A 17561-nucleotide genomic window follows, 5' to 3' on the forward strand; every position below is an offset into this window, starting at 1 on the left:
GGGCGTCAGGGCAGGGCGTTGCACGTTCAAGCGGTCAGGTTCCCGTAGATTTCGGAGTATCGGGCGGCGGGTCCGTGCCAGCCGACATCGGCCTTCATTGCGCGTTTGACCATTGTCGTCCAGACCGGCCGGTCGGCATGCAGAGCCACCAGGCGGCGCAGTGCCCCGGCCAGTGCGATATGGTCGACCGGGTGAAAGGTGATGCCGGTCGCGGCCTTGGCCGACAGGCTGGCCGGGGTCGCGCCAATCACCGTGTCATTAAGCCCGCCGGTGGCCGCGACCACCGGGATCGTGCCGTAGCGCAATCCATACATCTGCGTCAGCCCGCAAGGCTCGAATCGCGACGGCACCAGCACCGCGTCGCCGCCGGCGATCAGCCGGTGAGCCAGCGGTTCGTCATAGCCGACCCGAACCGCGACCCGGTCGGGCCAGATATGGGCCGCGCGGCGCATCGCCTCTTCGAGGTCACGGTCGCCCGACCCCAGCATCGCCAGCCCGCCGCCCGCCGCGATGAAATCCGGCAGCGCCTCGGCCAGAAGGTCGATGCCCTTCTGCCAGGTCAGGCGGCTGACCACGATGGCCAGCGGCCCGGGCACATCGCCCAGCCCGAACTCCGCGATCAGCCGGGCGCGGTTGGTGGCCTTGCCCTTGAGGCTTCTGGCGGAATATGGCGCGATCGCGTCATCGTGCTCGGGCGACCAGATGGCCTCGTCCACCCCGTTGAGGATACCATGCAGGTCCTTGGCGCGGGACGCGATGACGCCTTCCAGCCCCATGCCGAACTCGGGGCGCATCAACTCTTCGGCATAGGTGGGCGAGACCGTGGTGATCGCGTCGGCCTTGACCAGCCCCAGTTTCAGCGTCGAGAGATTGCCCCAGTATTCGGCGGCCTCCTTGTCGAAGGCTTCGGGCGGCAGGCGCAACGCCGACAATCGGTCGGCCCCGGTGATGCCTTGAAACGCGATGTTGTGGATCGTCAGCATCGACCTGGTGCCGCCGCTGCCGTGATAATGCAGATAGGCTGGGGCCAGCCCGCCCTGCCAGTCGTGGGCGTGCAGGATGTCGGGTGTCCAGCCATCACCGCCGCCATCGCGTGCAATTGCCGCCGCGGCCCAGCACAGGGCGGCGAAACGCTCGGGGTTGTCGGGGTAGTCGCCGCCCGCGTCGGCATAGATGCCGCCGTCGCGGCGATAAAGATGCGGCGCGTCGAGCGCGATCACGTCAAGATCCGCCACGCGCCCGAGATGCGCCTTGGCCGGGCCGCCGAACAGGTCGGGATCGGCCCAGATTTCGACCCTGTTCCGCAGCTTTTCGAGGATTCCCGGATAGGCCGGGATCATCACCCGCATGTCATGGCCGAGGGGTGCCAGCGCACCGGGAAGCGCGCCGACGACATCGGCCAGCCCGCCGGTCTTGACCAGCGGCACGCATTCCGAGGCGACCGACAGGATGCGCATCGTCAGCCCAGCTCCTGCGCGCGCCTGTCCAGCATCTCCTGCGTGATCAGCACGATGCCGCCGTCGGTGCGCCGGAACCACTTGGCATCTTCGGCGGCATCCTCGCCGACCACCAGCCCCTCGGGGATCACCACGCCACGGTCGATCACGACGTTCTTCAACCTCGCCTTGCGATTCACCGTCACGTCGGGCAGCACCACCGCGAAATCGAGCGCCGAATAGGACCTCAGCCGCACCCCGGTGAACAACAGCGAGTGCTTCACCTCGGAGCCCGACACGATGCAGTCGCCCGAAATCAGCGACGAAATCGCCGCGCCGCGCCGTCCGTCCTCGTCGTGGATGAACTTGGCCGGCGGCTTGATCTCGGCATAGGTCCAGATCGGCCAGGACTGGTCGTAGATGTCGAGCTTGGGGATGAAATCGGTCAGGTCGATGTTGGCCTGCCAATAGGCGTCGATGGTGCCGACATCGCGCCAATACGGCTCTTCCTCCAGTCCCGAGCGCACGCAGCTGTCGGAAAACTTGTGCGCCATCGCCTTGCCGTTCGCGACGATCCCAGGGATCAGGTCATGGCCGAAATCGTGGCTGGACGCGGCATCTTCGGCATCGCGCAGCAGAAGCTCGCGCAGAAACGTCCAGCGGAACACGTAGATGCCCATCGAGGCGAGAGCATGTTTCGGATCGCCCGGCATGTGCGGCGGGTCGGCGGGCTTTTCCAGAAACCGGGTGATCCGCCCGTTGTCGTCCACATCCATCACCCCAAAGGCGGTGGCCTCGGCCAGCGGCACGGTCAGACAGCCCACGGTCACATCGGCGCCGGTGTCGGCGTGCTCCTGCAACATGATCTCGTAATCCATCTTGTAGATGTGATCACCGGCCAGGACGACGATGTATTCGATGTCGTAGCTGTCGACGATGTCGATGTTCTGGCGCACCGCGTCGGCGGTGCCCTTGTACCAGTTGGTTTCGTCGATGCGCTGCGAGGCGGGCAGGATGTCGAGGTATTCGTTGCGTTCGGCCCGGAAAAAGCTCCAGCCGCGCTGACAGTGGCGAATCAGGGAATGCGCCTTGTATTGCGTGGCGATGGCCATCTTTCGGATGCCCGAGTTCAGTGCATTCGACAGGGCAAAGTCGATGATCCGGGTCTTGCCACCGAAATAGACCGCAGGTTTCGCGCGCTTGTCGGTCAGTTCCTTCAGCCGGCTGCCGCGGCCACCGGCCAGGACGAAGGCCATGCTTTGCGATGCCAGCCGGCGGTTGTTGGTGCTCGGTGCCATTTTCATTCCTCCCCTAGGATGATGCCTGTCGGAACACGACAACCGACAGCGGCGGCAGCACGACATAGGCGGATTGTGCCTGATCGTGCCAGTCCACCGGCTCGGTCTCGACGCCGCCCAGATTGCCGCGATTGCCGCCGCCATAGACTTCGGCGTCGGTGTTCAGAACCTCGTCCCAGCGCCCCGGGGCCGGGAAGCCCAGGCGATAGACGGGGCGCTCGACCGGCGTCATGTTGACCGCGACGACCGCCATCGGATCGCCGTCGCGCCCCTTGCGCCAGTAGGCGAACACCGAATGCTCGGCATCGTTGGCCTCGAGCCAGCCGAAGCCTTCCGGCCGGGTGTCGTTCACATGCAGCGCCGGGGTGTCGCGGTAGAGGTGGTTGAGGTCGCGCACCAGCGTCTGGATGCCCTGATGTTGCGGGTCGTCGCACAGGTGCCAGTCAAGGCTTTCGGAATGGTTCCATTCCCGCCCCTGTGCGAACTCCTGCCCCATGAACAGCAGTTTCTTGCCCGGATGGGTCCACATGTAGCCATAGAAGGCGCGCAGGTTGGCGAACTGCTCCCAGGCGTTGCCCGGCATCTTGGCCAGCATCGAACCCTTGCCGTGCACCACCTCGTCATGGCTGATCGGCAGGATGAAATTCTCGGACCAGGCGTAGACGGTCGAGAAGGTCAGGTCGCCGTGGTGATATTTGCGAAAGACCGGCTCTTTCTCCATGTAAGCCAGCGAGTCGTTCATCCAGCCCATGTTCCATTTGAACCCGAAGCCCAGCCCGCCGTGATCGACCGGGCGCGAAACGCCGGGAAAGGCGGTCGATTCCTCGGCCACCGTCATGATGCCGGGGTGTTCGCCGTAAGCCAGCACGTTGGTTTCCTGAAGCAGCGCGATGGCCTCGTAATTCTCGCGCCCGCCGTCCTTGTTGGGCACCCATTCGCCGGGCTGGCGGGAATAGTCGCGGTAGAGCATCGAGGCCACCGCATCCACCCGCATCCCGTCGAGGTGATACTCCTCGAGCCAGTAAAGCGCATTGGCCTTGAGGTAGTTCGCGACCTCGGCCCGGCCATAATTGTAGATCAGCGTGTTCCAGTCGACGTGGAACCCTTCCTTGGGGTCGGCATGTTCATAAAGCGCGGTTCCGTCGAACCTTCCAAGGCCGTGTTCGTCGGTCGGAAAATGACCGGGCACCCAGTCGAACAGCACGCCAAGACCCGCGTTGTGCGCGGCTTCGACTAGGGCTGCGAATTCCTGCGGTGTGCCGTGGCGGATGGTGGGGGCGAACATGCCGATCGGCTGGTAGCCCCAGGAGCCGTCGAAGGGGTGCTCGCTGATCGGCATCAGCTCGATGTGGGTGAAGCCCATCCATTTGACATAGTCGACCAGGTCGGTCGCAAGCTCATGGTAGGACAGCGGCCGGCTGCCGTTTTCGGCCCGGCGCCAACTGCCAAGGTGCACCTCGTAGACCGAAATCGGCGCGTCGACCGAGTTCCTGTCCGCGCGGGTCTTCATCCATGCGTCGTCGTGCCATTTGCGGCCCAGACCGCTGCGCCGCACGACCGCGCCGGTGGCGGGCGGATGTTCGGAGCCGAACCCGACCGGATCGGCCTTGAGCGGCAAGATCACGCCACCTTGCGCGCGGATCTCGTATTTATAAACCGTGCCTTCGCCGAGACCGGGAATGAAGATCTCCCACACCCCCGTCGCGCCGCGCCGGCGCATCGGGTGGGCGGTGCCGTTCCAGGCGTTGAAATCGCCGACCACCGAAACCCGCTCGGCGTTCGGCGCCCAGACCGCGAAATGCGTGCCCGATACCTTGTCGAGGGTCTTGAGATGCGCGCCCAGCGCCTCCCACAACCGTCGATGCCCGCCTTCGCCCAGCAGGTGTTCGTCGAATTCGCCCAGCACCGGGCCGAAGCGGTAGGGGTCGGTGAACTCCCAGCTTACCCCCTCGGCGCTTTCGGCGCGCAGGCGATAGGGCTTGGTGGCATCCACAGGGCCTTCGAACAGGCCCGGGGCGGCGGGGTTGGGGGTAAGTGGTTTGGGCTTACCCCGCCCCTGGATCAGCGAAAGCGTTGCCGCGCCCGGCACCCAGGCGGCAAGTTGCCCCCGATGCGGGCCGAGGATGGCAAACGGGTCGGGGTGGCGGCCTTCGGCCAGGGCGCGGCCCGCGTCCGCCGTTACCCTGAACGCTGTCGTCGCTGCCGGCTTTTTTGCCATCGTCTGCCCCCTTTCTAGAGTGCCGATTCAGCCCCCCAGACATCCCGCATGTAATCACGGATCGACCGGTCGGACGAGAAAAACCCCATCCGCGCGGTGTTGAGCGCGGCCATACGCGCCCATCTGTCACGGTCCAGGAAGGCTGCGTCAACCTCGGCCTGCGCGCGCTGGTAGTCCGCGAAGTCTGACGCGACGAGGTAATGGTCATGGTGCCACATGCGGTCGACGATGCCGTGATAGCGGTCTGGCTGTTCCGGCGAGAACCGGCCCTCGGCCAGAAGTTGCAGCACGTCGCGCAGCGCGTCGTTGGCCTCGATCGCCATGCGGGCGTGGTTCACGTTCTTGCGCCGCTGCACCACTTCTTCGGCGGTCATTCCGAACAGAAAGAAGTTTTCGGCGCCCACATGCTCACGGATCTCGACGTTGGCCCCGTCCAGCGTGCCGATGGTCAACGCGCCGTTCAGGCTGAGTTTCATGTTGCCTGTGCCCGAGGCTTCCTTGCCTGCGGTCGAGATCTGCTCTGACAGGTCGGCGGCGGGAATCAGGGTTTCGGCCATTGAGACGTTGTAGTTGGGCGGATAGACCACCTTCAGCCGGTCACCGATCTCGGGGTCGTTGTTCACCACCCTCGCGACATCGTTGATCAGGTGGATGATCTCTTTCGCCACCGCATAGCCCGGTGCCGACTTGCCGCCAAAGACCTTGACCCGCGGCACGAAATCGCCGCCGGGGTTTTTCTTGATCTCGTGCCACTGGGCGATGGTCTCAAGCACGTTCATCAGCTGGCGCTTGTATTCGTGGATGCGCTTGACCTGCACATCGAACATCGCGTCGGGGCTGACGGTCACGCCAAGCGTGGCGCTGACCCAGTTCGAAACGGCGGCCTTGTTGGCCCGCTTCACCGCCATGAACCGGTCGAGAAAGCCCGCATCGTCCGCGTGCGGCTCCAGCCCCTTGAGCCGGTCGAGGTCGGCCTCCCAGCCTTCGCCGATGGTCTCGCTGATCAGATCGGCCAGCCCGGGGTTGGCCAGGCGCAGCCAGCGCCGGGGCGTGATGCCGTTGGTGACATTGATGATTCGGCCCGGGTGCAGCGCGTCAAGTTCGTGAAACAGGGTCGATTTCACCAGCCCGGAATGCAGCGCCGAGACACCGTTGACCTTGTGCGCCATGATGAACGACAGCTCGCCCATGTGCACCTCGTTGCCGCGCACGATGGCCACGCTGGCGGGGCGATCCGGGTGGGCCGTCGCATGCGCCGCGTCGATCATCTCGATGATCTGCATGTGGCGCGGCAGCACGGTTCCCATCAGCCAGGTCGACCAACGCTCCAGCGCCTCGGGCAGAAGCGTGTGGTTGGTGTAGCCCAGGCAGCCCTGCGCGATCCGCATGGCGGTGTCGAACTCCATCGCATGTTCATCGACCATCAGCCGGATCAGCTCCGGCCCGGCCAGCGCCGGGTGGGTGTCGTTGAGCTGGATCGCGACATGTTCGTCAAGCTGGCTCAGGTCTTCATGCGATTCCAGATAGCGGCGCAGGATGTCCTGAATTGCCGCCGAGGCCATGAAGTATTCCTGTTTCAGCCGCAGTTCCTTGCCCTGGTAGGTGGTATCGTCGGGGTAAAGCACCCGGCTGATGGTGCGCGCCAGCGTCTCGGGCTCGGCGGCGGCGGTGAAATCGCCGCGGTTGAACCGCTCCAGATCGAACAGCGTCGTCGGCATCGCGCCCCAGAGCCGGAGCGTGTTGGCCCAGCGCCCCTGCCAGCCGACCACCGGCATGTCGTAGGCCGAGGCGATCACGGTTTCCCCCGGCGTCCAGACCGCGCGGCCATCGACCTCGTGCACATCGCCCTTGAAGCCGATGGTATAGGCGCATTCCGGGCGCTCGAATTCCCACGGATGCCGCTGGGTCAGCCAGTCTTCGGGGGTTTCGACCTGCCGCCCGGCCTCGAACCGCTGGCGGAACAGGCCATGTTCGTAGCGGATGCCATAGCCATAGCCGGGGCAGCCGATCGTCGCCATGCTCTCCATGTAACAGGCCGCCAGCCGGCCAAGCCCTCCATTTCCCAGCGCGGCGTCGGGCTCATCGTCGGCCAGCGCGTCGAAATCCTGCCCAAGCTCGGCCAGTGCGGCGCGGGCGGTGTCTTGCAGCCCGAGATTGATCGCCGCGTCTTCGACGATGCGCCCGATCAGAAATTCCATCGACAGGTAGAACACGCGCTTGCGGTCTTCCTTCCAGGTCTTGCGGGTCGAGGCGAACCACGGCTCGACGATGCGATCGCGCAGCGCAAACGACAACGCCAGCCGCCAGTCATAGCTTGAAGCATGACCGGGGTCCTTGCCGACGGTGAACTTGAGATGATGCAGGATGTCGTCGCGCAGATTGTCCTGCGTCAGACGGGGAGACGGTTCTTGGCTCACGCGCGATCCTTTTGTGTCTTTGCAGGGCTGATAGCGCTATCAGCTGAAACATTCCAGCCCAACCTTACGGGCCGGACGCCCGGGCGGATGGGGAGGGGTCACATGCATGCGGACCGAAAGGGCGTCAACTGCGCGTTGTTCGGGGCAGTGCGTTGTATCGGTATGACCAAGGCAGCACGGTGCGGCTCAGGGTCTCGTGACCTCACGCCTTCGGGATATGATGCAAGTGGTGAGCCGTGCAGGATTCGAACCTGCGACCCACTGATTAAAAGTCAGTTGCTCTACCAACTGAGCTAACGGCCCACTGCGGGGGGCTAGGTATCGCCGTGTTTCCATCCGGTCAAGCGCTAAATCCGGGGCTACTGGCAAATGCGTCGGCGTGGGCGTATATGCGGGCCATGACCAGCGCGCGCGCGGATAGGGGTCTGGCCATCATGAAATGGCATGGGGCCGGAAATGACTTCGTGATCATCGATTCACGGGGGCGGTCGGCGCGTGTGACCGAGGCTCTGGCACGCGGGTTGGGCGACCGGCATCGCGGCGTCGGCTTCGACCAGTTGGCCGAGATACGCGACAGCGAAAGCGCCGATATCGAGCTTGATTTCTGGAACGCCGATGGCAGCCGGGCGGGGGCCTGCGGCAACGCCACCCGCTGCGTTGCGAGGTTCCTGATGGATGAGAGCGGGCGCGACGCTCTGACGATCCGCACCGCGCGCGGGCCGCTCGAGGCGCGGCGGATCGCGGGCGAGGTGCATGTGAACATGGGCCAGCCGCAGACCGACTGGGCCGAGGTTCCGCTGGCGCGTGCGGTCGACGTGCAGCACCTGCCGCTTGACGGCGATCCGGTGGCGGTCGGCATGGGCAACCCGCACGCGGTGTTCTTCGTCAATGACGCCGAGGCGGTGGACGTTGCCGGGATCGGCCCCAGGGTCGAGCATGACCCGCTTTTCCCCCAACGCACCAACGTCGAATTCGCCGAGGTGCGCGGCCGTGACGAGATCCGGATGCGGGTGTGGGAGCGTGGCACCGGCATTACCCTTGCCTGCGGGTCGGGCGCCTGCGCCACGGCGGTGGCGGCGGTGCAGCGCGGCTTGACCGACCGCAAGGTGCGGATCGAGGTCGATGGCGGCTGGCTGGCGCTCGACTGGCGCGATGATGGCGTCTGGATGACCGGCCCGACTGCACATGTGTTCGATGCCGTGCTGACACCGGAATTCCTGGAGCGGTTGTGATGGCGGCCAGGCCCCCCATTTTCGCGACCCACGGCTGTCGCCTGAACGCCTATGAGACCGAGGCGATGAAGGCGCTGGCCGCCGAGGCCGGGGTCGAGGATGCGGTGATCGTCAATACCTGCGCTGTCACCGCCGAGGCGGTGCGCAAGGCGCGCCAGGAGATCCGGCGACTGCGGCGCGACAACCCGAGTGCGCGCCTGATCGTCACCGGCTGTGCCGCGCAGACCGAGCCCGAGACCTTCGCGGCGATGGACGAGGTCGACGCGGTGATCGGCAACGCCGCCAAGATGGAGCCGTCCACCTGGGCCGGGCTGACCGAGGCCACCGAGAAGGTGCGGATCGACGACATCATGTCGGTGACCGAGACCGCCGGCCACCTGATCGACGGCTTCGGCACGCGAAGCCGCGCCTACGTGCAGGTGCAGAACGGTTGCGATCATCGCTGCACCTTCTGCATCATCCCCTATGGCCGCGGCAATTCGCGTTCCGTCCCCGCCGGCGTCGTGGTCGAGCAGATCAAGCGGTTGGTCGGCACGGGCTACAACGAGGTGGTGCTGACCGGCGTCGATCTGACCTCGTGGGGTGCCGATCTGCCCGGCGCGCCGCGTCTGGGCGACCTGGTCATGCGTATCCTGCGGCTGGTGCCGGATCTGGCGCGGTTGCGGATCAGTTCGATCGACTCGATCGAGGCCGACGACAACCTGATGCTGGCCATCGCGACCGAGCCGCGTCTGATGCCGCATCTGCATCTGAGCCTTCAGCATGGCGACGACCTGATCCTGAAGCGCATGAAGCGGCGGCATCTGCGCGACGATGCCATCGCGTTTTGCGACGAGGCGCGGCGGCTCCGGCCCGACATCACCTTCGGTGCAGACATCATCGCCGGTTTTCCGACCGAGACCGAGGCGCATTTCGACAATTCGCTGCGGCTGGTCGAGGAATGCGGCCTGACATGGCTGCACGTCTTTCCCTATTCGCCACGCCAGGGCACGCCCGCCGCGCGGATGCCGCAGGTGCATGGCGGCGCGATCAAGGATCGTGCGGCGCGGTTGCGGGCAGCGGGCGAACGGCAGGTTGACCGTCACTTGTCGGCGCAGGTGGGCCACGGCCATGCGGTTCTGATGGAAAGCCCCCGCATGGGGCGCACCGAGCAGTTTGCCGAGGTGATTTTCGCGTCGGATCAGGCCGAAGGGCAGGTGGTGACGGCCACGATCACGGGACACGACGGCCAGCGTCTGACGGCATAGGCGGTGTTGCGCGCCCCGGGTGGTTTCCGGGCGCGGCGGGATGGACAGAGTGCCCCGCGCTTCCTACATTCAGGCGATGTGAAGGAGGATCACATGCCGCTTCCGCTTGCTCCGATCATTGCCCTGTCGCTTCGCTACGGCACCGTGGCGATCGCGACCTACACCATTGCCCGCCGGATCGAGCGGGGGCGTCGCGACCAGCGCGCCGAGGATTCGTTCGACGAAACGCCCGAGGGGATGACCCTGCGGCGCGAGGCCGAACAGGTGAACGCCACCGGCCGGATGCGCCGGGTGTTCCGTTTCAGCACCTCCGGCCCTGGGATCGAGATCGACGCCACCGCGCTGGGCCGGGTGCGGTTCAGGAAGGTTTGACATGATGCAACTGATGTATTCGCCGGCTTCGCCCTATGTGCGCAAGGTCCGGGTGGTTCTGCACGAGACCAGGCAGACCGACGAGGTCGAGCTGGTGTCCGTCGCCACCACGCCGACCCAGCCGGCGCCGGAGCTGGCCGCGGCGCACCCCACGCGCAAGATCCCGGCGCTGGTGCGGCCCGATGGCTGCACGCTCTATGACAGCCGTGTGATAACCCGGTTTCTGGATGCCCGCGCCGGCGGCAAGCTCTATCCCGACCGCCACATCTGGGAGACGCTGACGCTGGAGGCGACCGGCGACGCGATCATGGATGCGGCCACGCTGATCGTCTACGAAGGCCGCTGCCGGCCAGAGAACACCCAGGACAAGGGCTGGATCGAGGCGCAGTGGGGCAAGGTCGAGAACGCGCTCGACACGCTCAACGAACGCTGGATGAGCCACCTTGCCGGGCCGCTCGACGCCGGTCAGATCGCGGTCGGCTGCGCGCTGGGCTATCTCGATTTCCGCCATGACGCGCGCGGCTGGCGCAAGGGCCGGGATTCGCTGGACGATTGGTTCGCGGTGTTTGCCGAACGCGACAGCATGAAGGCGACCAGGCCGGAATAAGGCGCGGCGAGAGGGGCCGCGGCGCCTGACCGGGCGCAAGCGGTGCAAATCGGGAACAATTTCAATTTTTTCCAAGGGGGCGCGCTGCTTCGACGCAGGCTGGAGCCCCCTGCGCGCGATTGTCCGCTGGACGGGTGGATTTCAGCGCGCTAAACACCCGCGCAATGGGCTGCGGGCAACCGTGGCCGCATGTCGTGTCGGCCGCGTCGGCGGCCCAGGAAGGGAGAAGCTCTCGTGTCACACGCAGACGACCACGAAGGGACCCGCCGGGATTTCCTCTATTATGCCACGGCCGGCACCGCCGTCGTGGCGACGGGCGCCGCTGTCTGGCCGCTTGTCGACCAGATGAACCCCTCGGCGGACGTGAAGGCGCTCAGCTCGATCCGGGTTGATATCTCGGGTGTCGAGGAAGGCAGCCAGCTGACGGTCAAATGGCTGGGCAAGCCGGTTTTCATCCGCCACCGCACCGAGGAAGAGATTGCCGAAGCGCGTGCCGATGACGATGCGGACCTGCCCGACGACCTGGCGCGCAACCACAACATCGACGGAACCGCCGATGCCTCCGACGCCAACCGGGCGTTGGACGAAGAAGGCAAATGGCTGGTGATGATCGGGGTTTGCACCCATCTCGGCTGCGTGCCTCTGGGCAACGGCGCGGGTGACTACGACGGCTGGTATTGCCCCTGCCACGGCTCGCACTACGATGCGTCCGGCCGTATCCGCCGAGGCCCGGCGCCGGAGAACCTTCCGGTTCCGGTCGCCGAATTCCTCGACGAAACGACGATCAAGCTGGGCTAGGGAGGACGGACATGTCGGGAATTCCCCACGACCACTACGAACCGGGTACGCGGTTCGAAAAATGGCTTCATGCGCGGCTGCCGATTGTGGCGCTTGCCTATGACACGATCATGATCCCCACGCCCAAGAACCTGAACTGGTGGTGGATCTGGGGCATCGTTCTGGCTTTCACGCTGGTGTTGCAGATCGTGACCGGCATCGTGCTGGTGATGCACTACACGCCGCATGTCGACCTGGCCTTCGCCTCGATCGAACACATCATGCGCAACGTGAACGGCGGGCACATGCTGCGTTACGTCCACGCCAACGGCGCCTCTCTGTTCTTCCTCGCGGTCTATATCCACATGTTCCGCGGTCTGTTCTACGGCTCCTACAAGGCGCCGCGCGAAGTGACCTGGATCATCGGGATGCTGATCTATCTCGCGATGATGGCGACCGGGTTCCTCGGCTACGTGCTGCCCTGGGGGCAGATGTCGTTCTGGGGCGCGACCGTGATCACCGGCCTGTTCGGCGCGATCCCGTTCATCGGCGACGCGATCCAGACCTGGCTGCTGGGCGGCCCGGCGGTGGACAACGCCACGCTGAACCGCTTCTTCTCGCTGCACTACCTTCTGCCCTTCGTGATCGCCGCGCTGGTCGCGGTGCACATCTGGGCGTTCCACACCACCGGCAACTCCAACCCCACCGGGGTCGAGGTGCGGCGTGGGTCGAAGGAAGAGGCGAAGAAGGACACGCTGCCGTTCTGGCCCTACTTCGTGATCAAGGACCTGTTCGCGCTGGCGGTTGTGCTGCTGGTGTTCTTCGCGGTCGTCGGTTTCATGCCGAACTACCTCGGCCACCCGGACAACTACATCGAAGCCAACCCTCTGGTGACGCCCGCGCATATCGTGCCGGAATGGTATTACCTGCCGTTCTACGCGATCCTGCGCGCCTTCACCTCCGATGTCTGGGCGGTGCAGCTCGCTAGCTTCATCACCGGTGGCATCGTCGACGCCAAGTTCTTCGGCGTGCTGGCGATGTTCGGTGCGATCCTGGTGATGGTCTTCACCCCCTGGCTCGACACCTCCAAGGTGCGCTCGGGGCAGAACCGGCCGATGTTCAAGTGGTGGTTCAGGCTGCTGGTGATCGACTTCATCGTGCTGACCTGGGTCGGCGCGCGTGACACCAACTTCCCGCACGACTGGATCTCGCTGATCGGTGCGACCTACTGGTTCGCCTACTTCCTGATCATCCTGCCGCTGCTGGGAATCATGGAAAAGCCGAAGACGCCGCCGAAGACCATCGAAGATGACTTCAACGCCCACTACCCCGAAGCCTCCGGCTCGGCGGCTGAGTGAGAGAAAGGATCGTAGGACAATGATCAGGAAACTCACCCTCACCGCGATTGCCGCGATGGCGCTGATGGCTGGCGGCGCAAACGCCGCCGGCGGCGGAGACACCCATATCGAGGACATCGCGTTCTCGTTCGAAGGGCCGTTCGGCAAATACGATCAGGCGCAGCTGCAACGCGGCCTGAAAGTCTTTGTCGAGGTTTGCCAGTCCTGCCACGGGTTGAAATATGTGCCGCTGCGCACGCTCGCCGATCCCGGCGGGCCGGGCTACACCGAGGACGAGGTGCGCGCCTTTGCCGCCGAGAACTTCGAGATCTATGATCCCGAACTCGACGACTGGCGCGAAGCCAAGCCGTCCGACCATTTCCCCGCCGTCACCGGCGAGGGCATGGGGCCGGACCTGAGCCTGATGGCCAAGGCCCGCGCCGGCTTTCACGGACCCTATGGCACGGGCATCAACCAGCTGTTCCGGGGCATCGGCGGTGCGGAATATATCGCCAGCTTCCTGATGGGCTTTACCGGCGAGGAAGACGAGGTCGCGGGCCAGTATCTCTATGAGAACACCGCGTTCGACGGTGGCTGGGTCTCGATGGCGCCGCAGCTTGACGACGGGCTGATCGACTATGACGACGGGCATCCGAACGATGCCCAGAACCTGGCCGAGGACGTCGCCGCGTTCCTGATGTGGACGGCGGAGCCGAAGATGATGGCGCGCAAGCAGGCGGGCTTTGTCGCGGTCACGCTTCTGGTGCTTCTGAGCGCGCTGCTCTACCTCACCAACAAGAAGCTCTGGTATCCGGTCAAGCACGGCGGCAAGCAAGCCAAGCTCTGATCGGTTCGACAGAACGTAAAAGGCGCCTTTCGGGGCGCCTTTTTTCTTGCCGGGTCGGCACGGCAGCCTAGGGTCGCAGGCGACAAAAGGGGCGGGGTCGACATGAAACTCACCGGAAGATGCCTGTGCGGGCGGGTCGGCTTTGAAGTCGATGGTTGGGTCAGCCAGATCCAGGCCTGCCATGCCGAACGTTGCCGCCGCGCCACCGGCGGGCTGTTCGCGCCGGAAATCGCCGCTTCGGCGGACGGGTTTCGATGGGTTGGGGATGAAGGCGGGGTGGCCAGCTATACCGCGCCCATCCTGCATGAGCCGCCCGCCTATCGCCGGAATTTCTGCAAGACCTGCGGCTCGCCCCTGCCAGTCCTGCTGGAAGGTGCCGGCATGGTGGTGCTGCACGCGGGGTTGCTGGACGATTGCAGCGGCCTTCAGGTCTTTCGCCACGCCTTCGTCGACCAGAGATCGGCCTGTTGCCAGATCGACGATGACGCGCCGCAATTCCCCGGCCAGCCGCCCGTGCCAGGGGCCGGGGACATCGTCCCCTAACCCAGGTAGTCGCTGAGCGCCTTTGGCGGGTTGGCGAAAATCTCGGCGGTCGGCACCGGCGGATAGGCTATGCCCTCGGCCACCAGGATGACCAGATCGGCGATGGATTTCGCGTCGTCGGGTTCATGGCTGACCATCATCAGCGTCGCCCCGGTCTCGTCGGCCAGATCGGCCACGAGATCGAGCATCTCGGTACGCAGCGCCGGACCCAGCGCGCCGAACGGCTCGTCCAGCAGCATCAGCGGCTGGTTGCGCAAAAGCGCGCGGGCAAGGGCCACACGCGCCGCCTGACCGCCGGACAAGCGGCCCGGCTTGCGCGGCCCGAACCCGGCCAGCCCGACCCGGGCCAGCGCCTTGTCGACCGCCTTGTGCTGGTCGGCGTCCAGCCTGAGATCGGGCCGCAGCCCCAGCCCGACATTCTGTGCGGCGGTCAGGTGCGGAAACAGGTTGTTGTCCTGAAAGATCATCGAAACGGGCCGCGCGGCCGGTGGTGCCGCGGTCAGCTCTGCCGCGTTCCACATGACCCGGCCCGAGGCCACCGGCAGAAAGCCGGCAATCGCGGCGAGCAGCGTCGACTTGCCCGCGCCCGAGGGGCCAAGCACCGCGACCTTGGCCCCGGTTGGCACCGTGAAATCGGCGCTCAGCGTCCAGTCCTCCAGCGCGACGAGCATCTTTTCAAGCGTCAGCATCCAGCCGCCCCCCACGGTCGAAGACCCAGAACAAGGCCAGTGACAAGGCCAGCAGCAACAGTGCGGCCCCGGCGGCATCGCCCATCCGGTAGGCCGCCATCAGCCGGTATATCTGCAACGGCAGCGTGCCGCCATCGGGGCTGGCGAACACCGCGATCACGCCCAGATCACCCATTGACAGCGCCGCCGCCAGCCCGGCGGAAAACCCCAATGGACGACGCAGGCGCGGCAGCCACAGGCGGCGCAGCCGGGAGGTGCCGGTCAGCCCCAACTCATCCGCGAGCCGGCCGAAATCGGCCTCAACGGCGGTCAGGGCAGGCACCAGCGCGCGCAGGGCGAAGGGCAGCGACATCGCGGCATTGACCAGCACGGTGACCTCCAGCGCCACCCGCTCGGGCCGGATCAGCGGGAACAGGATCACGAACAGGCCGGTGCCAATCACCAGCGGCGAGGCGGCGATGGTCAGCGTGCCGATCGCCTCGGCCAGTTTCGAGCCGCGCCGCACCACCAGCGCGGCGATCGACAGGGCCAGCAGCAGCGTCAGGGCAGCCGAGCCCAGCGCCACCGCCAGCGACCGCAGCGCCGCCCAGCCGACGGAAGCGGGCAGACTCGGAAGTGCTGCGGCCCCGTTGATGGCGATCATCGCCAGCGGAACCACCAGGAACAGCGTTGCCAGCGCGATCAGGGCCGCATCCTGCACCCTGAGCCAGCCCGACGCCGCATCCCAGCGCGTCATCGGACGGTCGAGCCCGGCGCCGATACCCGTGGGCAGGGCGACCCTCAGCGCCACCAGCGCCGCCGCGGCACCCAGCGCGAATTGCACCAGCGCCAGCAGCGCCGCGCGGCCAAGGTCGAAGTCGAACCGGAAGGACTGGTAGATGGCCAGTTCCACCGTGGTCGCGCGCGGCCCGCCGCCCAGCGTCAGCGCCACCGCGAAACTGGTCAGGCATAGTAAAAAGATCACCAAGAACGCGCCGGGCAGCACCTGCCGCAGCATCGGGCGCTCCAGAACCCGCGCAACATCGCGCGTGCCGAAGCCCAGCGAGGCCGCCAGCCGAAAACGCTCGGAGGGAATGTCGAGCCAACCTTGCAGGATCAGCCGCGTCGCCAGCGGCAGGTTGAAGAACACGTGCGCCAGCACGACGCCGTGAAAGCCGTAGATCGAGATCGGCTCGAACCCCATGAGCCCGAGGGCTTGCGACAGGATGCCGCCCCGCCCGAACACCGCGATCAGGCCCAACACTGCGACGATCACCGGCAGGATGAAGGGCGCACCCAAGAGCGTGATCAGCACCTGCCGCCCGGCAAAGCGCCGCCGCGCCAGTGCCCGCCCGACCGGCACCGCCAGCGCCACGCTGATCGCCGCCGACAAAAGCGCCTGCACCAGCGTGAAGCGGATCGCGGCCCAGTCGGCGGGACCAAGTCCCGTGTCCCCTTCGGCGCGCAGGGCGACGGCAGCGAGCGAGCCGAAGCTCAGCGCAAGGACGAGGGCCAGCGCGATGCCGCCGGCCCAGGTCGCGGGGCTTATCTGGAGGACGCGGCGAGCCATTCGGCCAATGCCTCATCACGCTTGGTCCGCGCCTCTTCACCGAGGTAGACCAGAGCCTTTGCGGGGTCGAGCGCCGCGCCGAACCCTTCGGGCAAACCGCCTTCGGGCATCACCGCCGGATACATCCAGTTGGTCGTGGCGATGGCGGCCTGGATTTCACCGCTCAGCAAAAAGGCGAGGAACCTGTCCGCCAGTTCCGGCTGATCGGTGGTCGCCAGTTTCGCCGCCACCTCGATCTGCATGTAGTGGCCTTCGTCGAAGATCGCGGCGGCCTTGCTGTCGTCGTCCTCGGCAATGATGTGATAGGCGGGCGAAGTGGTGTAGGACAGGACCATGTCGGCCTCGCCCTCAAGAAACATGCCGTAGGCTTCCGACCAGCCCTTGGTAGCGGTCACGACGCGGCGGTTCAGCGCCGTCCACGCCGCCTCGGCCTCGTCGCCATAGACCGCCTTGACCCACAACAGCAGCCCCAGCCCCGGTGTCGAGGAACGCGGGTCCTGGATCAGGATCTTGAGGTCTGACGCGGCGAGTTCGTCGAACGAGGCGGGCGGGGTCGCCAGCCTGGTCTTGTCGTAGACGAAGGCGAAATAGCCCCAGTCATAGGGCACGAAGGTGTCGTCCTCCCAGCCGATCGGCAGGTCGAGCGCGGGCAGGTCAGCACCGGTCGGTGCGAATATCCCGGTCTCGCGTGCCGCTGCCGTCAGGTTGCCATCAAGTCCGATGGCGATATCGGCCTCGGTGCGCGGGCCTTCGAGGCGCAGGCGCGACAGGATCTCGGCGCCGTCCCCGACCGAGACAAAGCGCAGATCGCAGCCGCATTCGGCCTCGAACGCGGTCTCGATCACCGGGCCGGGGCCCCATTCGGAAACGAAGCTGTCATAGGTGTAAATGGTAAGAACAGGGGTCTGGGCAACCGCCACTGTGGCGATGGCTGCAAATCCCGCTGCGATGGTGAGTGTCTTCATGTCATCCTCCATACGGGCGGGCGGCGT

The 17561-nt window shown here is 65.9% G+C and carries 15 protein-coding genes and 1 tRNA gene; 8 read left to right on the plus strand and 8 right to left on the minus strand.

Annotation, left to right across the window (positions count from 1 at the left end; genetic code table 11):
• Positions 1-26: 26 nt before the first annotated feature.
• From glgA to FVF75_RS16165, 5 genes are all read right to left on the minus strand, one after another.
• Positions 27-1457 carry a glycogen synthase GlgA gene (gene glgA, locus FVF75_RS16145; protein WP_148379819.1) on the minus strand — a complete coding sequence of 477 codons (1431 nt, stop codon included), beginning with the start codon at positions 1455-1457 and terminating at the stop codon, positions 27-29.
• A 2-nt stretch (positions 1458-1459) separates the two neighbouring features.
• A complete protein-coding gene (glgC, locus tag FVF75_RS16150) occupies positions 1460-2734 on the minus strand; it encodes a glucose-1-phosphate adenylyltransferase (protein ID WP_148379820.1) in 1275 nt (424 codons plus the stop codon).
• A gap of 13 nt (positions 2735-2747) precedes the next feature.
• Positions 2748-4952: a 1,4-alpha-glucan branching protein GlgB gene (gene glgB, locus FVF75_RS16155; RefSeq protein WP_148379821.1), complete on the minus strand. Its 2205-nt coding sequence runs from the start codon at positions 4950-4952 to the stop codon at positions 2748-2750.
• 14 nt (positions 4953-4966) lie between these two features.
• Positions 4967-7369 carry a glycogen/starch/alpha-glucan phosphorylase gene (locus FVF75_RS16160; RefSeq protein ID WP_246138115.1) on the minus strand — a complete coding sequence of 801 codons (2403 nt, stop codon included), beginning with the start codon at positions 7367-7369 and terminating at the stop codon, positions 4967-4969.
• A gap of 227 nt (positions 7370-7596) precedes the next feature.
• Positions 7597-7672: transfer RNA gene (locus FVF75_RS16165), tRNA-Lys, on the minus strand.
• A 95-nt stretch (positions 7673-7767) separates the two neighbouring features.
• Here FVF75_RS16165 and dapF point away from each other — a divergent pair.
• From dapF to FVF75_RS16205, 8 genes are all read left to right on the plus strand, one after another.
• On the plus strand, positions 7768-8601 hold the full coding sequence (gene dapF, locus FVF75_RS16170; RefSeq protein WP_148379822.1) for a diaminopimelate epimerase: 834 nt from the start codon (positions 7768-7770) through the stop codon (positions 8599-8601).
• Positions 8601-9848: a tRNA (N(6)-L-threonylcarbamoyladenosine(37)-C(2))-methylthiotransferase MtaB gene (gene mtaB / locus FVF75_RS16175; RefSeq protein WP_148379823.1), complete on the plus strand. Its 1248-nt coding sequence runs from the start codon at positions 8601-8603 to the stop codon at positions 9846-9848. Before dapF ends, mtaB begins: the two co-directional genes overlap by 1 nt.
• A 93-nt stretch (positions 9849-9941) precedes the next feature.
• Positions 9942-10220: a hypothetical protein gene (locus tag FVF75_RS16180; protein WP_148379824.1), complete on the plus strand. Its 279-nt coding sequence runs from the start codon at positions 9942-9944 to the stop codon at positions 10218-10220.
• 4 nt (positions 10221-10224) lie between these two features.
• Positions 10225-10827, plus strand: a complete 603-nt coding sequence (locus tag FVF75_RS16185) for a glutathione S-transferase (RefSeq protein ID WP_148379977.1) — start codon at positions 10225-10227, stop codon at positions 10825-10827.
• A 234-nt stretch (positions 10828-11061) separates the two neighbouring features.
• On the plus strand, positions 11062-11625 hold the full coding sequence (gene petA, locus FVF75_RS16190) for a ubiquinol-cytochrome c reductase iron-sulfur subunit (protein WP_148379825.1): 564 nt from the start codon (positions 11062-11064) through the stop codon (positions 11623-11625).
• 11 nt (positions 11626-11636) lie between these two features.
• On the plus strand, positions 11637-12962 hold the full coding sequence (petB, locus tag FVF75_RS16195) for a cytochrome b (protein WP_148379826.1): 1326 nt from the start codon (positions 11637-11639) through the stop codon (positions 12960-12962).
• A 19-nt stretch (positions 12963-12981) separates the two neighbouring features.
• The gene (locus FVF75_RS16200) at positions 12982-13788 is read left to right on the plus strand and encodes a cytochrome c1 (protein ID WP_148379827.1); all 807 of its coding nucleotides are present in this window, start codon (positions 12982-12984) and stop codon (positions 13786-13788) included.
• Between the two features lie 102 nt (positions 13789-13890).
• Entirely contained in the window at positions 13891-14331 is a 441-nt protein-coding gene (locus FVF75_RS16205; protein WP_148379828.1) for a GFA family protein, read from the plus strand.
• Here FVF75_RS16205 and FVF75_RS16210 read toward each other — a convergent pair.
• Genes FVF75_RS16210 through thiB form a run of 3 tightly spaced genes read right to left on the minus strand, consistent with a single transcriptional unit; the run spans position 14328 to position 17534 of the window.
• Positions 14328-15020 (minus strand): thiamine ABC transporter ATP-binding protein, encoded by a 693-nt coding sequence (locus FVF75_RS16210; RefSeq protein WP_148379829.1) that lies wholly within the window; start codon positions 15018-15020, stop codon positions 14328-14330. The genes FVF75_RS16205 and FVF75_RS16210 overlap by 4 nt on opposite strands.
• Positions 15007-16569, minus strand: a complete 1563-nt coding sequence (locus FVF75_RS16215) for an ABC transporter permease family protein (RefSeq protein WP_148379830.1) — start codon at positions 16567-16569, stop codon at positions 15007-15009. Before FVF75_RS16215 ends, FVF75_RS16210 begins: the two co-directional genes overlap by 14 nt.
• Positions 16545-17534: a thiamine ABC transporter substrate binding subunit gene (thiB, locus tag FVF75_RS16220; protein WP_148379831.1), complete on the minus strand. Its 990-nt coding sequence runs from the start codon at positions 17532-17534 to the stop codon at positions 16545-16547. The genes FVF75_RS16215 and thiB overlap by 25 nt, the downstream gene beginning before the upstream one ends.
• Between the last annotated feature and the right edge of the window lie 27 nt (positions 17535-17561).

Origin of the sequence: Maritimibacter fusiformis, from assembly GCF_008086115.1 — a bacterium.
Lineage (GTDB): Bacteria > Pseudomonadota > Alphaproteobacteria > Rhodobacterales > Rhodobacteraceae > Muriiphilus > Muriiphilus fusiformis.

Bases quoted from the DNA above. Each gene is read 5' to 3' on its own strand.
- glgA (WP_148379819.1), bottom strand. From the start codon at position 1,457: ATGCGCATCCTGTCGGTCGCCTCGGAATGCGTGCCGCTGGTCAAGACC.
- mtaB (WP_148379823.1), top strand. From the start codon at position 8,601: ATGGCGGCCAGGCCCCCCATTTTCGCGACCCACGGCTGTCGCCTGAAC.
- FVF75_RS16215 (WP_148379830.1), bottom strand. From the start codon at position 16,569: ATGGCTCGCCGCGTCCTCCAGATAAGCCCCGCGACCTGGGCCGGCGGC.
- FVF75_RS16210 (WP_148379829.1), bottom strand. From the start codon at position 15,020: ATGCTGACGCTTGAAAAGATGCTCGTCGCGCTGGAGGACTGGACGCTG.
- dapF (WP_148379822.1), top strand. From the start codon at position 7,768: ATGACCAGCGCGCGCGCGGATAGGGGTCTGGCCATCATGAAATGGCAT.
- FVF75_RS16185 (WP_148379977.1), top strand. From the start codon at position 10,225: ATGCAACTGATGTATTCGCCGGCTTCGCCCTATGTGCGCAAGGTCCGG.
- glgC (WP_148379820.1), bottom strand. From the start codon at position 2,734: ATGGCACCGAGCACCAACAACCGCCGGCTGGCATCGCAAAGCATGGCC.
- FVF75_RS16200 (WP_148379827.1), top strand. From the start codon at position 12,982: ATGATCAGGAAACTCACCCTCACCGCGATTGCCGCGATGGCGCTGATG.
- thiB (WP_148379831.1), bottom strand. From the start codon at position 17,534: ATGAAGACACTCACCATCGCAGCGGGATTTGCAGCCATCGCCACAGTG.
- FVF75_RS16205 (WP_148379828.1), top strand. From the start codon at position 13,891: ATGAAACTCACCGGAAGATGCCTGTGCGGGCGGGTCGGCTTTGAAGTC.
- FVF75_RS16180 (WP_148379824.1), top strand. From the start codon at position 9,942: ATGCCGCTTCCGCTTGCTCCGATCATTGCCCTGTCGCTTCGCTACGGC.
- petB (WP_148379826.1), top strand. From the start codon at position 11,637: ATGTCGGGAATTCCCCACGACCACTACGAACCGGGTACGCGGTTCGAA.
- glgB (WP_148379821.1), bottom strand. From the start codon at position 4,952: ATGGCAAAAAAGCCGGCAGCGACGACAGCGTTCAGGGTAACGGCGGAC.